Source organism: Streptomyces sp. NPDC003032 (assembly GCF_053591415.1).
In genome coordinates, this window is sequence record NZ_JBSFTT010000077.1 from 1 (window position 1) to 14917 (window position 14917).

At 67.9% G+C, this 14917-nt stretch carries 12 protein-coding genes and 3 pseudogenes; 3 read left to right on the forward strand and 12 right to left on the reverse strand.

The genetic code is table 11. The features are described 5' to 3' along the window. Positions 1-96: 96 nt before the first annotated feature. Together ACWDZ7_RS41415 and ACWDZ7_RS41420 are read right to left on the reverse strand one after the other, a co-directional pair. Positions 97-237: pseudogene (locus ACWDZ7_RS41415) on the reverse strand (transposase); the annotation flags it as partial. 96 nt (positions 238-333) lie between these two features. Beyond that, on the reverse strand, positions 334-909 hold the full coding sequence (locus tag ACWDZ7_RS41420; protein ID WP_451803924.1) for a TetR/AcrR family transcriptional regulator: 576 nt from the start codon (positions 907-909) through the stop codon (positions 334-336). Between the two features lie 102 nt (positions 910-1011). Between ACWDZ7_RS41420 and ACWDZ7_RS41425 the strand changes: the two genes are divergently transcribed. Beyond that, on the forward strand, positions 1012-1863 hold the full coding sequence (locus tag ACWDZ7_RS41425) for an SDR family oxidoreductase (RefSeq protein ID WP_451803925.1): 852 nt from the start codon (positions 1012-1014) through the stop codon (positions 1861-1863). 96 nt (positions 1864-1959) lie between these two features. Here the strand turns inward: ACWDZ7_RS41425 and ACWDZ7_RS41430 are convergent. The 4 genes from ACWDZ7_RS41430 to ACWDZ7_RS41445 form a co-directional block, all read right to left on the reverse strand. Next, positions 1960-2803 (reverse strand): IS5 family transposase gene (locus tag ACWDZ7_RS41430; RefSeq protein WP_451803926.1). Its coding sequence is split into 2 segments (ribosomal slippage): positions 1960-2626 and positions 2625-2803, totalling 846 coding nucleotides; the frame shifts between segments, so codons are not numbered across the junction. Between the two features lie 803 nt (positions 2804-3606). Then, positions 3607-4386: a HEAT repeat domain-containing protein gene (locus tag ACWDZ7_RS41435; RefSeq protein WP_451803927.1), complete on the reverse strand. Its 780-nt coding sequence runs from the start codon at positions 4384-4386 to the stop codon at positions 3607-3609. Between the two features lie 60 nt (positions 4387-4446). Next, a complete protein-coding gene (locus tag ACWDZ7_RS41440) occupies positions 4447-4659 on the reverse strand; it encodes a hypothetical protein (protein WP_451803928.1) in 213 nt (70 codons plus the stop codon). A 138-nt stretch (positions 4660-4797) separates the two neighbouring features. After that, the gene (locus tag ACWDZ7_RS41445; protein WP_451803929.1) at positions 4798-8469 is read right to left on the reverse strand and encodes an nSTAND1 domain-containing NTPase; all 3672 of its coding nucleotides are present in this window, start codon (positions 8467-8469) and stop codon (positions 4798-4800) included. 371 nt (positions 8470-8840) lie between these two features. Between ACWDZ7_RS41445 and ACWDZ7_RS41450 the strand changes: the two genes are divergently transcribed. Beyond that, on the forward strand, positions 8841-9245 hold the full coding sequence (locus ACWDZ7_RS41450; protein ID WP_451803930.1) for a hypothetical protein: 405 nt from the start codon (positions 8841-8843) through the stop codon (positions 9243-9245). A 33-nt stretch (positions 9246-9278) separates the two neighbouring features. Here the strand turns inward: ACWDZ7_RS41450 and ACWDZ7_RS41455 are convergent, their stop codons facing one another. Then, positions 9279-9704: an nSTAND1 domain-containing NTPase gene (locus ACWDZ7_RS41455; protein WP_451803935.1), complete on the reverse strand. Its 426-nt coding sequence runs from the start codon at positions 9702-9704 to the stop codon at positions 9279-9281. 639 nt (positions 9705-10343) lie between these two features. Here ACWDZ7_RS41455 and ACWDZ7_RS41460 point away from each other — a divergent pair. Next, positions 10344-10646, forward strand: a complete 303-nt coding sequence (locus tag ACWDZ7_RS41460; protein ID WP_451803931.1) for a hypothetical protein — start codon at positions 10344-10346, stop codon at positions 10644-10646. Positions 10647-10730: 84 nt separating this feature from the next. Here the strand turns inward: ACWDZ7_RS41460 and ACWDZ7_RS41465 are convergent. From ACWDZ7_RS41465 to ACWDZ7_RS41485, 5 genes and pseudogenes are all read right to left on the reverse strand, one after another. Continuing rightward, positions 10731-11495, reverse strand: a pseudogene (locus ACWDZ7_RS41465) (transposase); the annotation flags it as partial. 85 nt (positions 11496-11580) lie between these two features. After that, positions 11581-11889: a hypothetical protein gene (locus tag ACWDZ7_RS41470; RefSeq protein ID WP_451803932.1), complete on the reverse strand. Its 309-nt coding sequence runs from the start codon at positions 11887-11889 to the stop codon at positions 11581-11583. Positions 11890-12089: 200 nt separating this feature from the next. Continuing rightward, positions 12090-12563, reverse strand: a complete 474-nt coding sequence (locus ACWDZ7_RS41475) for a transposase (protein WP_451803933.1) — start codon at positions 12561-12563, stop codon at positions 12090-12092. Between the two features lie 77 nt (positions 12564-12640). After that, positions 12641-13693: an ISL3 family transposase gene (locus tag ACWDZ7_RS41480; RefSeq protein ID WP_451803934.1), complete on the reverse strand. Its 1053-nt coding sequence runs from the start codon at positions 13691-13693 to the stop codon at positions 12641-12643. A 208-nt stretch (positions 13694-13901) separates the two neighbouring features. Beyond that, positions 13902-14636 (reverse strand): annotated as a pseudogene (locus ACWDZ7_RS41485) (transposase); the annotation flags it as partial. Between the last annotated feature and the right edge of the window lie 281 nt (positions 14637-14917).

Genomic DNA, 14917 nt, shown 5'->3' on the forward strand with positions numbered 1-14917 from the left:
GCGTGGCGTGACGGGTTCGGGTGCGGGTGCGGGTTCGGTGGAGGGGATGTCGGTTTCGTAGCGCTCGCGCAGGACGAGGCCGCGGCCGCCGGAGGTGGGGAAGATCTGGACCACGTCGGTGCGGCGCTTGGTCTCGCGGTTGAGTCGTTCCAGCGGGTTGGTCGATTGAATCTTTTTCCAATGTCGTTCCGGGAAGTCCTCGAACGCGGTCAACTCCTCCTTAGCTTCCAGGAGCGTGTCATGCGCCTGGAGCTCATGAGCGTCGACAGCGCCGCTCGATGGATCGGCCGTGCCGGCGCGCACGTTGGACGCGCCGGATCCGGGGGCTTGGGTTCAGCTCGCGGTCGAGCCCTTGGTCAGCGCGTCCATGAGGAGGTCGACGAGCCGACGGGCCTGCTCTTTGCTGCCGTGCTGCACGGAATAGGCGATGCCACCCATGAGGAGGAGAACATCGTCGGAGGTGACGTCGGTTCGCAGGCTGCCGTCGTGGGCGCCGGCATCAAGGAGGGTGGCGACGGCGCCGGTAAGGAGTGCGCGGCTGTCGGCGTATGGGTCGACTCCGGAGGCGATGACCGCGTTGAGTGCTGCGGACATGCCGCTCTTGGCCGTGGCGTACTCCAGGAAGTGTTCCATCCAGATGCGAGTGGCCTCGGCGGCCGGATGCTGGGTGAGGAGGTCTGGCGCCTTCTCGCACACCCGGGTGAGTTGGTGTCGGTAGGCGGCGTCGATGAGGGCTTCTCGTGTCGGGAAGTGCCGGTAGAGCGTGCCGACACCGACGCCGGCCTGCTTGGCGATGGCGGCCGGTGCGGTGTCCAGCCCCTGCTCGGCGAAGACCAGCGCGGCGACCTCCAGCAGGCGCTCCCGATTCTGTAGCGCATCGCTCCTGGTCCGGCGAGGGGTGGGGGGCATGCAGGTTCCTCCAGTGCCAGCCTTCGGTTGCATTCCGGAATGCATTCCGCTTAACTCCTAACCGGAATGCATTCCGGTAGCACTCTACTCCAGGAGACTCCCATGCCGACTCCGTCCGACAAGGCCGAGCGCCAATGGTTCATCACCGGAGCATCCGGCGGCCTGGGCCGCCATCTCACCGAACACGCCCTCCAGCGCGGCGACCGCGTCACGGCCACGGTCCGCCACCCCGCGGCCCTGGGAGACCTGCGTAAGACGTACGGCGACCGGCTGACCGTCGAGATCCTCGATCTCACCCGGCCGACCGACGTCGACCAAGTGGTCGGCAGGACCCTCCAGTGCGGACCGGTGGACATCGTGGTCAACAACGCCGGATACGCAGTCGTGGGCGCCGCCGAGGAGATGACCGTCGAGCAGATCCGCGACCAGATCGAGGTTCTCCTGCTCGCTCCCATGCTGATCACCCGGGCCTTCCTGAAGCCGATGCGCGAGCAGGGCGGAGGCCGGATCATCCAGATCTCCAGCATGGGCGGCCAGATCGGCACCCCTACGCACAGCTCCTATCACGCGGGCAAGTGGGGGCTGGAAGGCTTCACCGAGAGCGTCAGCCGCGAAGTGGCCGACTTCAACATTCACCTCACTCTGGTCGAGCCCGGCGCCACCCGCACCGGCTTCGCCTCGGCCCTGCACTACACCACCGAAACGGCCGCCTACCGTGACAACGCCGTCGGCCGGACGCGGCGTTACCTGGAGGCCGCTGACGACAGCGTCTTCACCGGCGACCCGGCCAAGCTCGCCGCCGCCATCTACGACACCACCAGCCACCCGGACCCGCCCCTGCGCCTACCTCTCGGTTCCGACACCTACGACGCCATCCACACCGCACTCACCAGACGTCTCGCCGCACTCGAAACCCAGAAGGATCTTGCGGCATCTGTCGCTTTCACTCACTGACCCGACCCGCCGACACGACATGTCAGACAACGTCGCCGCAACCACCGTGTCGCGTATCTCCACAACCGCGACATCCGGAAAGTCCAGCACGTCGTCTCACCCAGCACTCCTACGCAACCCCATCAGGCGCCGCCAGCAGATGAGTGCGCATCCGAGGGTAAGGAAGGCTTCGTGGATGTCGTCGCGTATCTCCCAGCGGATCCGCAGACGACGGAACCAGTGCAGATGGGCAAACGCCCGCTCCACGACCCAGCGTTGGGTGCCCAGGCCGGATCCGTGCTCGATGCCGCGGCGAGCGATCATCGGTTTCACACCGAGATCCCAGAGCAGGCGGCGGTACTTGTCGTGGTCGTAGCCACGGTCGCCCAGCACCGCATCCGGGCGGCGCCGGGGCCGGCCACGCTTGCCGCGCACCGGTGGCACGGCCTGGAGGAGCGGGATCAGCTGGGTGACGTCGTTTCGGTTGCCGCCGGTCAGGGTGGCGGCGAGCGGGATACCGGTGGCGTCGGTGATCAGGTGGTGTTTGCTGCCCGCCCTGCCCCGGTCCACGGGGCTTCGTCCGGTCTTGGCTCCCCCCTTCAACGCCCGGATGTGGGAGCCGTCGACGGCCGCCCGGGAAAAGTCCAGGGCATTCGCGCTCCGAAGCTCGGAGAGGAGGACCCCGTGCAGCAGGGGCCACACCCCGGCTTCGGTCCATTCGGCCAGGCGGCGCCAACAGGTCATGCCCGGCCCGAAGCCGAGTTCCTGCGGCAGGTGTTCCCAGGAGGCCGGTGTGCAGCACGAACAGGATGCCCTGGAACACCAGCCGGTCAGGATGCCGCCTGCGTCCCGGATGCCGCATCCGACGTTCCACCTTGGGCAGCAGCGGCCCGATCACCGCCCACAGCTCATCGTCGACTTCCCACGGCTTCGGCCCGGCCGCCGTACACCCCCAGGTCACCAGTCCCGGAGTGATCCAATCTCCTCGAAGATCATTTCGTCAGGAGTTCTAAGTCATGCTGGGACAAGGCCATCGCGCCACCTCTCAACGAGCGTCACTACTCGCAGAGTTGCGCGATGGCCGCCCCATGACCAGGGGCTACGTGCAGATCGCCGCTACACCACCCGACGGGACGCCATCCTCGGCCGGCCACTCCTCGCGACCACTGGCGCAGCCAGACGAGGCCGCCGCGGGTGTCCGTGACGGTCGCGCGAACCCTGCCCTCCATAACCTCGTCCCCAACCTCCGGCAGTTCCTCTGTCACGGTCATTCGGCCACCTTCAGCTCAGCCCATACTCGTTTGCCCCACCGTCGTTGAGCGGGGCCCATCAGGTCACATCCCCACCGGTCAGCCAACTCGTCCAGCAGGATGAGTATGTAGATGAAGGGCAGCGACACCTGTCGGTGAGTTCCGGCTGACCCGCCGCGAACGCCGAGATCCTCGCCCAACGGACCCGCATCGGTGAACTCCTCGGCCAGATACGAGACCTGGAAGCCGAGTGGACCCAGGAATCGATCCTGCGGATCACCACCGAGAACACCTCGCTGAAGCAGCGAGTCCCTAAGCTCTCCGAGGACAGCCGGGCCTTGGACGAACGGCTCAAGGCAGCCCGCTCCAACAACCGCTTCCAGGACCCCGGCGGATCGCCGACGTCGAAGCCCAGCTCACCGGGTCCAGCTGACCGACACGGCTCTCCGCAGTCCCGGCCGCCGGAAGCGGCCGGGACTGCGGAGAGCCGTCAGAACGCAGGTCGGGCGCTGATTCAGAACGGGAGATCCGATGTGTCGCCCGACGTGAAGGTTGGTCCTGTTGCCCAGGGCATGGTGTCGTCCTGGAAATCACAGACCGCGAATGCCTCTCGTTGACCTTCCAGCCCGGCAGGGTCTTCACCCCACGCAAGGAGAGCGTCGATGGCTCGCTCGCGGTACTGCCACAGTGCACTCACCCCCAGAACATCCCGCAGCAGTGGCGCCAGGGTTGCCCGATGACAGCGCAGCCGGGGATCGTCCAACAGCGGAATGCATGCCGCGATCGCGGCCTCACGCACGTCCGGGTTTGGGTCGTTCAAACACTCTGAGACCGCGGAAAGGAGCAGCGGGCGGATCTTCCGGATGTCCACGGACGGCGGACAGTCGTCAGGATCGAAGCCCAGACGCCGGCTAGTCGCTGCTGTCTCGTCGTCGGCCGCGCAGGCGACCGAGTTGAGCCAACCCAGCAACTCGGAGCGCAGGGGCCCTGGAAAGTCGTGAGGCTTCTTGTCGACAGCCACCGTGGTACGCGGGTCGGCAAGCACCGCAGCCACATAGAGCGCGGCTGGCACCGTCGCCGAGTACAGGGTGTTCTGGTGGTGCACCGCGTGATGGAGGTGATCCAGAGCCCGGGCTCGCGCCTGCTGATCACCATCCAGTAGCGCGACGAGCATCTTCGGGGTGTTCTCTGCAGCCCCATACGCATGTTCCAAAGAGCCCCAGTCGCTCCCCGCCAACAACTCGGCGGGATCAGACAGACCAGCAGCGGAACCAAGGGCGGCATCGTTTGTCACGCCCGGAGTATGACAGCGCTTGGCAAGGTCAGTTACAGCGGGACAACCGATTGACGAACCTCAGGGCGAGCCGGCGTCGCGTATCTCTACCGACATCATCGCGAACATGTAATCTACCCATCGACGCAGGTCAGAGCAGCCAGTCAGCTCCCGACGGTCGGTAAACGCGACGTACAGCGCGTGCTCCTGGCCCTGGGTGCAATCCAGCCGGAACCAGTCGGGCATCTGTCGCACGAACGCGTCCGCGTCCGACCAGGCGGGCGGGACGTGCATCTCCCGGACGGTGCCGGTCAGGTCAGGCTGTGTCGTACTCGCCCGCCACCACCCGGGCCGCTCCACCACGCTCTCCCACACGATCCCCACCCAGGTACAAGTACAAGTACCCACTCACCCGCAGCACCCGGCCTGCAACTACGGGGGGCACAGGTCCTTCACCGGTTGGTCCGGGAGGAGTCGGGCCCAGTGGTGCTCTGTGCTGATGCGGCAGATGCGCGTGGCGACGTACTCGGCGTTGGTGCTCCAGACCTGGGCGGCATCGCGGGGGCCGAAGGTTGCCAGGGCATCGCCGTGGGGAGAGAAGCGGACCGTGGTGCCCACCATCGTGCTGGTGAGGGCGGCCCGCAGTCGAGCGGTACGGGTGCTCCACAGCCTTAGACTGCCGTCGTTGAAGGTGGTGGTGGCGAGAGTGGAGCCGTCGGGGCTGAAGGCTACCGCGCGGACCAGTCCGGAGTTGGCGGTGAGTGTTGCGGCGGCACGGCGGGTGGCGACGTCCCACAGGCGCACGCTGTTGTCGGTGTTGCCGACCGCCAGGGTACGGCCGTCGGGGCTGAAGGCCAGGATTCTGGTGGCGTCTTTGGGGCCCGGCAGGAGCGTGCCGGGATGTCCGGAGCGGGTGGGCCACAGCCGCGTGGTGCCGTCGGTGCTGACGGAGGCCAGGGCGCGGCCGTCGGGTCTGAGGGCCAGTCCGGTCACTGTGCCGGCCGCGCGCAGGACGGCGGTGGTACGGCGAGCGGCGACGTCCCACACACGGAGGGTGTTGTCGTCGCCCGCGACGGCCAGGGTGCTCCCATCGGGAGTGATCGCCAGTTCCCGCACGGTGGTAGTGGCCGCTGGGAGGGTGGCGGTGCGTTGGCCTGTCGCCAGGTTGTACACGCGTATGACATCGTCGCGGTCGGCCGTGGCCAGCACGTGGCCGTCACGGCCGGTCACCGACGCAGTGACGGGCTCAGGGGGACGGACGGGTGCCGCGCGGGTGCGCGGCATGGCCGTGGACCAGCGGGCCATCAGGTTGTCGTAGTCGACCGTGAGGAAGGCGCGGCGGTCCGCGAAGGGCGCCTGTGAAGCGATGGTTCCAGTGCGGCCGGTCAGTGTGGCGAGCGGGCGGCGCGAAGCCGGGTCCCACAGGCGGACGGTGGAGTCGTTCCCCGTGGACGCAAGAGTGCGGCTGTCGGGAGAGAACGCCACTCCGTAGACTGGTCCCTTTACGTTCAGCGTTGCCAGGGCCTTGCGTGCCCGCGGGCGCCACAGACGAACGGTGCCATCGATGCTCCCGCTGGCCAGCATGCGGCCATCCGGCGAGAACGCAACCTCCTGCACGTCGTGGGTGTGACCGGTCAGCGCCGCAAGCAGGCGGCGGGAACGTACGTCCCACAGCTTCACGCTGCGGTCGTTGCCCGCTGTGGCCAGGGTGCGACCGTCAGGGGAGAACGCCACGGCATTGACGGCACCAGCGCGGCCGGCCAGGACGGCCAGGGTCTTGTGAGAGGACACGTCCCACAGGCGGGTGGTGCGCCCCATGCCCGCGCTGGCCAGCGTACGGCCATCCGGCGAGAACGCCAGGCGCAGCACCCCCTCGGTGTGCCCGGTCAAGACAGCGCGCTCCCGATGCGTGCGTACGTCCCACAAGCGCACCGTGCGATCGCTGCCAGCGCTGGCCAGCATCTGGCCGTCAGGAGAGAACGTAAGTCCTTCGACCGTGTTCGTATGGCCGGTCAGGGTCGCCAGGAGCCGGTGGGAACGCGCGTCCCACAGCTTGACACTGCGATCATTGCCCGCGCTGGCCAGCGTATGGCCGTCCGGCGAGAACGCCACCGTGTTGACGAAGTCGGTGTGGCCAGTCAGGGTTGCCACGAGGCGGTGGGAGCGTGCGTCCCACAGCTTCACGCTTCGGTCCATGCTGGCCGTGGCCAGGATGCGGCCATCCGCGGAAAACGCTGTACTGGCCACCAGTTTGCTGTGCCCGGTGAACTGGTTGGCGTAAAAGTGGGCGTAGGCACTGAGCAGGCTGCCGCGCGCTTCCGTGGTCGGGGCCTTTCGATACGCCTTGAGCGCTAGAATCATGGCCGCCTCAGGGCGTTGCCCGCTCAACTGCACGGCGCGGGCAGCGAGTTCGCGGGACTGGGCCGCCTGCTGTGCGGTCACCGCCTTGTGCCGCTGCTGCTCGCTGGTCCGGTACTGGTTCCAGGCGATCAGGCCCGCGGTGAGGGCGAGGACAAGCAGCACGGCCAGCGTGCCGGTGAACCGGCGCATGCGCCGGGTGATGCGTGCCGCAGCGCGCCGTTCGTGGTCGTGGGCGGTGGTGCTGGCGGTGAGGAAGTCCCGTTCCAGCGTGGTGAGATCCTTACTCGCGTCGGAGGTGGCGAAGGCTTCTTCGGCTGTGGCCAGGCGGGTCCCTCGGTACAGCGCCCCTGGGTCCTGGTCGAGGTCGCTCCAGGCACGGGCGGCCTCGGTGAGCCGGCGCAGTGTGCGCAGGGTGTCGCGGTCCTCCTCGATCCATCGGCGCAGCCTGGGCCAGGCGGTGATGAGGGCTTCGTGGGCGAGCTCGGCGTTGGCGTCGTCGAGGGTGACCAGCCGGGCGCGGGCCAATCGCTGCAGCACAGCGACCGGATCCGAGTCCGGGGCCGCGCGATGAGTGGTGGCGAGCTCGGCCCGTTCGATGGGACGGCGGGTGTCGGGCGCCCCTTCGCCTGGGGTGATCAGGCGCAGCAGTATGCGACGGGCCGTCTCGGCCTGGGGCGGAGTGAGCCGGGTGTAGAGGTCTTCGGCGGTCTGGGAGATGGCGCCATGGATGCCGCCTGCGGCTTCATAACCGTCCAGGGTCAAAGTGCGGCCACAGCGGCGTCGCCAGGTTTCCAGCAGTGTGTGCGACAGGAGCGGCAGACCGCCTGGCGCATCACGTGTTTCCTTGATGAGGCGGGCGGTTAGCGCCCGTTCCACGATCAGTCCTTCGGCGGCCGCAGGTTTGACGATGACGTCGCGAAGTTCGTCCGGTGTCATGGGGCCGACGGGCAGGCTCGCCTCACCAAGGACCTTGGCCAGACCCTCGTACTCGAGGCAGCGTGCATAGAAGTCTGCCCGCACTCCCAGCACCACCCGCAGCCGGCTCCCGGGTTCCCGGGCCGACAGCACCAGGCTGACGAACTCCCGCTGCTGGCCCGGATCGTTGCAGAGAGTGAAGGTCTCCTCGAACTGGTCCACCACCAGCCAGGTGTCTCCCGGGCCCTCGGCCGGGGTGAACAGCTTCTGGTGATCGTGCACCGGCTGAGGGCCGGGGGTAAAGATGCGGATCGCCGCCGGGCGAAGCGCCGGGCCCTGGATGTTCTGTAATCGGGGGATGAGTCCGGCACGCAAGAGAGAGGATTTCCCGCTGCCCGATGGGCCAAGCACCGTGACACACCGGCATGCGTGGGCCAGGGCTGCGAGGTTGTCCGTAAGGCGGCTCCGGCCGAAGAACCATGCATGGTCGCCGGGCTCGAAACGGGCCAGGCCGCGGTAGGGCGGATCCGCCGCTTCCACGGCCATGGCCCGAGGCTGAGCGGCCTCTTCGTCACGGACTGCATGCCAGCGTCGCTCCCACTCCTGCAAGTTCCCGCCACAGGCCTTCACGTAGGCCAGCGTCAGCGGCAGCGACGGCACCGACTCCCCCGCCGCCGCGCGCGCCAGAGCGGCGATCGAGTACGTGGCCCCCTGGGCCATCTCCCGGTAGGTCGGACTGCCTGCCTCCTGGCGCAGCTTGCGCAGCTCGAAGGCAAACCGCTGCACCGGCCCCGCCCCAGGATCGATCGGCTTCTCACGACGCCCCACCGCAGCTCAGCCTCCCCCCGATGTCCTGCCGTCCAGCCCAACACGACCACCACAGCAGCGAAAAGGCACCCGCGAGCCAACCCCACAGCCCCGGCCGTGCCGCTGCCGTTTTGTCTACCAGCACAAACAGGGGCTGCGAGAAAACCAACCGACCGCTGAAATCACTGGAGCAAGACCAAAACCCCCGCCCCCCGACAAGGGGCGGGACGGCGCCTGCGCCCCGCAACCCGGGGGGAGGGCGCAGGCGCCAAGACAACAGATGGAAGGACAGGAACATGCACCCAGTACGGTCCCTTGTGTTGAGCGGTGCAACGCGCGCCCTGGCACCTGCGGTACGGGCCGCAGAGCCGCGCAAAGGAGAGGGGAACACTTTGCTGACGATGCGCCGCGCCGCCGTCGCGAGTACTACAGCCCTCGTGTTGGGGCTGGGCACCGTGCCCGCCATCGCGCAGAGCCAAGGACATCCCGAGCCCGATGTAGCATCCGCCCAGGCGCTTGCCGCCCAACAGGTGGCCTCTGCCCAGGGCGAGGTGCTGAGCAGCATCCCCTGGAAGAAGAGGGGACGCCACCACGTCCCCAAGTGCGCCCGACACGGCAAAAAGTACGTGTTCAAGGTAAATCTCCACAACAAGTGCCGCAGGGCCTTCACCTACCACCTGAAAATCGGGTGGGGCCCGGACCAGTGCAAGACGGTGCCCAAAGGCGCGAAGAGGAATGTGGAACTGCGGGGCCGTCTGGAGAAGGTCACTAACGGCCGCTCCAGCGGCCGCTGCTGACCTCCTGGCGACCATGTCGGGCGGCTCGGACACCTAGGTGAGGATCCGGATCGCCGCTGGGCGCAGCGCCGGATCCTCGGTGTTGCGTAGCCGGCGGATGAGTCCAGCGTGCAGGAGAGAGGACTTGCCGCTACCGGAGGGGCCGAGCACCATGCCGCACCGGTGGGCCGCGGTGGGGGCGGTGAGGTGGTCCGTGAGCCGGACGCGGCCCAAGAACCGCGCGTGGTCGCCGGTTCGAAACGGGCCAGGCCGCGGTAGGGCGCATCCGCCGGCTCCTTCTCCATGGGCTGCTGGGACTGAGCTGCTTCTTCGGCGCGGACCGCGTGCCAACGCCGCTCCCACTCCGCCGGGTCTCCGCCGCAGGCCTCCACATAGGCCAGCGTCAGCGGCAGCGGGCAGCCACTCCCCCGCCGCCATACGGGCCAGAGCAGCGATCGAGTACCCCGCCTCCTTGGCCATCACCCGGTAGGTCGGACTGCCCGCCTCCTGACGCAGCTTGCGCAACTCGAACGCGAGCCGCTGCACCGGCCCCTCCGTGGGATCGATCGGCTTCTCACGGCGCCCCACCGCAGACTCACCCCTCCTCTTTTGACGTGCTCCCGCTCAGACCAACACATCCGTTGCAGCAGCAACAAGACACCCCCTGGCCAACCCCAGTCTCCGGCCGGCCTGGGCCGCCACTGTTTTGTCTACCAGCACAAACAGGGGCTGCGAGACAACCAGCCGGCCACTGAAATCGCTAGAGCACGGCCGGAATCGCCGCTCCCGACGAGGGCGGTCCGGTGCCCGCGCCCCGTAACCGGGGGAGGGCGCAGGCGACACGACAACAAGCCGAAGGACAGCATCATGCGAATAGCACGGTCCCTTGCACTGAGCGGCACAGCAAGCGCGCTCATCCTCGGAGCGGCAGCCCCAGCCTCCGCCGACAGCACCACAGCAGCAGGGACCTACAGCCATATCCGGACCACCCACGTCAAGACCGCGACGACGCAAGCCACCGGGACGACGGCGCCCGTAGCGGCGACAGGAACCGTGGCCGTGCTGTCGCTGGGTGGCGCACCCGCGGGCGCGCCGAGCCACGGTCATGACACAGCTGACGTGACGTCTTCGCACCCCTCGCACCAGCAGTTCGACTCCGACCAGGCTGAGCCGCGCAGGGCTATTCCCTGGAAGAAGCGCGGGCACGGCAAGGTGAAGAAGTGTGCGCGGCACGGGACCAAGCGCGACTCGTCCGTCACTCTCAGGAACAAGTGCGACCACTCGTTCACCTACCATCTGGAAATCAAGCGAGGTCCGGACCGTTGCGTGACCGTGAAGAAGCACAACTCAAAGGTCGCGGACTGGCGCTGGCCGGGGAGGCTGGTGAAGGTCACCAACGGCATCGCCACCGGCGAGTGCTGACCTGACCGCCACTACATGCGGGTCCGGACACGGGATGTGATGCTGTTGGTGAATTCGGGCTATGTTGCTTCGCCCCGCCTGTGGTCAGGCGGGGCGAAGTGCTTCGAGGTGACTGCTTCGGGTGCGGGCTCGGGGTGTGTTGGTGAGCCAGGCGTCGATGCGGGTGAGCTTGATCGCGGCGCCGGTGAGCTGGTGCTGGAGGCTGGTCCTGGCCAGGCCGCGGTAGCGGGATCTGCGCAGGCCATGGGCGTGGACGGCTTGTGAGACGGTGCCTTCGATCCCTGCGCGGATCTTGTAGCGCTCTTTCCACTCGTCGGTCTGCTGTCTGGCCCGTGCCTGACGTACGGCTTGGTGGTCGTCGCGGTGGCGGACGGTCAGTTCCCGGCGGACCCCGGTGGGAGAGCTGATGCACTCCCGTAGCGCCGGGCAGGGCTGGCAGTCGCTCTTGCGGCAGCCGATGCGGATGACGGGCAGCCCCTGCTGCGACTTGCCGTGCTTCCAGCCGCCGGATGTGACGCCGTTGGGGCAGGTGGCCTGCCGCTGGTCGAAGTCGATGGTGAAAGCGTCCGGACCGTAGGTGCCGGCGGCCTGGGAGGCGGTGTTGGTCTGCGCCGGGCCGTTCAGGTCGACTCCGTGCTCGCGGCGGGCCGCAGTCAGTGCGGCGGCGTTGACGTAACCGCCGTCGACCCAGTGTTCGCCGGGCAGCGCGTCCCGCTCGGCCAGACGGGCGTGGACGGTTTTCATCATGTGGTCGTCGCTGACGGTGGCCGGTGTGGTGGTGACGTCGGTCAGGATCCGGGGGGCATCGTCATCGCAGGTCTCGGTCAGGCGGACCTTGAACCCGTCCCACTTCGCAGTGTCCTTCTGTGGACGTTCGCGCAATTCGGCTCTGGCGGAGATCTCGTGATGCTCCTTCAACGGCAGGGGTGGCGAGTCACTTCGCAGCCCGTTCTGCCGGCACTGACTCAAGGCGGAGAAGTTCTTCGGCGGAACAGTCGGAATCAGGATCTTCTACCAGGCAGAGATTGAGTCCTCGCTCGTCCTGCCGGATCAGAGCCGACAAAGGACAGGAGTCCTTCGGAGAGTCGATGCGCAGGGAGACGGTGTCGCCGCTGGTGAGCGCGTCGTCAGCGAAGGAGGAACCCGCCTCGTCGGGCGCGCTGAAGAAGCTCCAGTGTCCGGTTGCAGCGTCCGGGCACGATGTGCCTCCCAACATCGCACTGCTCAGGCTTTCCCCCGTCATACCGTGGTCCACCCGCAAGCGAAGAAGGGCGCCACCCGGGCTACTCCACTCGCCCGCAAGCTCCGACTGATCAATGCGAGCCGCGCCTCCACCTGCATCAGCGCAAGCAACGCAGGCCCACGCCAACGCGGCGACCAGAGCGGACCACCGTCTCGCTGAAGTGCTCATCCACATCCCACCCCACACCCGACTGAACGCGTTCAGAATAGACGGCAGGCTCGGACGATCTCACAGCGCAAGGTCCCTGTCGCAGGGTATGGGCCCAGGAGTACCCGTTGACGTGGGAGGTCGCGGTTTGCTCGTCCATAGGCCATGCGCTTGAGGGGTTTGACACGGGTGACCTGGCCCTCGACCTGGCCGGGGCTCCATGAGGTGGAGAGCCCGGCGGTAACGGCGTCGAAGTCTCGTCGTAGGCCGCTGACCAGCGAGTGGAGGGCTGGTAGGTCGTCAGCAAGGACTCGCTCCATCCAGTCGGGGAGTTGGTCTCCGCGGAGGTGGTGGAGCATTTCGGCGAAGTCGTGGACGTGCCGTGCGGCGGCGTCGAGGTGAGGGCCGGTCGTACGGATCTCCTTCAGTTCCGCGGCGTCGGCGGCCGCGAGGTGCTGGGGGTGCGTCGCGATCCAGCGGACAACGCGTCGGGGCTTCGGGGCCGGCCTGGGCTGCGGCCGGGACACCGGCTGCTGCTTCCGTCCTGGTTGGCGGGGAGGTCTGAAGGCGCGGAAGTAGAGGCGGAGGCACTGGACACTCCCGCTCAATCCGCGCTCGCGCAGTTCGCGGTGGAGCTGGGGAATGTCGTGACAGGCCTCAACCGGCGGGCGTGGAGGTAGGGCTTGTGCTCGTCCAGCACGGACAGTCGTCCGATGGCTTTGGCCAGGAGTTCGTCGAGACTGGCGGCGCGGGCGAAGCGGCGGACTGTGGAGTGGTCCAGCCGCAGGGTCCGGCCGATCACCGCCAGGGACTTCCCCTCGGCCAGCAATGCCTGGACCGCCGCATATCTCTCGGTCGTGCGGGCCACCAGACGCAGGAGTTGGCCGCTGACGTCGAGCGTGCCGTCCGGCGGGACGAACGGCACGGCTACTGGCCTGGACGGCTCCGGCGTGACCAGGTCCCTTGCGGTTGCCTCCGCTATGACCGGGGTCGCCGAGAATGCGGCCTGTACGCACCCATGGTGAGAGCCGACTGTTCTCTCCACAGCATCCGCGACGTTCCGCCACAGATGCCAGGCGTCGGCAACCTGCATCGCCTGCGGTGCACCATTTCGGGCCCCTTCCGCGTAGGCGTCGGCCCGGTCTCGGCAGATCACCTCTGCTTCCGGGTGGCAGCGAAGCCACGCGGCCAGCGGCTCAGCATCCCGGCCGGGCAGGATGTCGACCGGGCGGCGGGCTTCCAGATCAACGAGGATCGTGGCGTAGGAGTCACCCTTGCGCAGAGCGAAGTCGTCGACTTCTAGGAACCTGACGGCACCGACCGGTGGCTGCGGAACCGAGCGGAGCAGGTCCAACAGAGCGTCCTTGGAGACACGGATCCCGAGGGCCGCGGCCAGGCGGGCGCCGGGACGGCCCGCCAGACACAGTGCGATCGAGGCGAGCATCGACCGCAGCACCTGCGTCTGCCGGGCATGCGGCCTGGTCAACGCCTCAATCTGCTCTGCGAACGTCACCGCCGGGCACCGGCTACTCAGACACTTGGCCCGGCGCACGGTCAGCTCGATGACTACGGGGCTGCCAGCCACGGGCGCGTCGCCGAGCCGGCGGGGACGTACCGGCCGTGCGCCCGCCACGACGGCATACTGCATCCGGGGCATCTCACCGGAGACGACTGACACCCCGCGCGAAGCGTGATGACCTCGACCGTTCGCTTGATCGACTCAATGACAACACCGGGCAGATACGGCAACAACCGCCCCAACACTCCTGAACCGCACACCCGGAGACTGCCCAGCTCAGCCTTGCGACATCACAAGATCCCCGACAGAGCCGAAAGAAATTGATCGTCGACACCTTCTTGCCGTAACGCACATCGACGTCATACGGGCTGGCCAGACACATCCCTCCCGGCGGCCGGTCTTTTGGGTCACGCCAGCGCACCCGCCCCTCACCGTCGACGAAGGATTCCTGCACCCGGGCTCGTCGTAGCACCTGCACTGCCGGCAGCTCGCGCAGCCAGCCGGGGGCCTCACCAGCAAAGACGCTCTCCATCAGGCGCATCCCATCGGTGCCGGCCTGCTCGGCCAGTTCACGCCGCCCGCAGCGTCTCGATGGCGAACTCCAGGCGATTGAGCCCCCGGCTTGCCGCCAACACATGCGTGGAGTCCGTCCTCGCCCGTCCCCGCACCGGTAGCAGCCCCGCCTCGCGGGCCGCCGCAAGAACCGGCTGAAGATCCTCTCTCCGCCGTCGGCCTCGACCAGCCGGGCACGGAACTCGCTGAGCACGGAGTAGTCGAAACCGGGATCGGTCAGCTCCAGGCCGAGAGCGTACTTCCAGTCGATCCGCCCCCGCACCGCTTGGGCTGCCTGCCGGTCCGGCAACCCTTCCGCGAACTGAAGGACCGAGACCATCGCGAGCCGGCCCGGCGAGAAGGCGGGCTTGCCCCGCACCGGGAACAGGCCTGTGAACTGCTCATCCCTGAACAGCACACCGAGCTCGTCCCGGATTCGGATCGCCAGACTGCCTCTCAGGAAGGCCGCCCGAGCCACCCGCACCGTCACCGCCCGAACCTCCTCAGGTTCCCCCGGCCGCATCGACACCGACACCCTCCCCAGACAACAACGTCGGCTTCCAAGACCACAACCAGGTCTCGGAAGCCGACGTCACGCCTCGGGCCGAATTCACCAACAGCATCGTGTGAGCGCGGCCGGGCCCGCGCCTGGCCGCGCTCCAGGTCGAGCACCGCTCGAAGCGCTTGGCTGACGCGCTCCATCGCTGCTGACTCAGCGCCACAGCGCCAGCGCCCGGCCGAGCAGCGCCGAGGCCCGCTCGGCCGCCTGCGCGGCGGCGGCGGCGCGGGCGCGGTCGGCCAGGGCGTCGA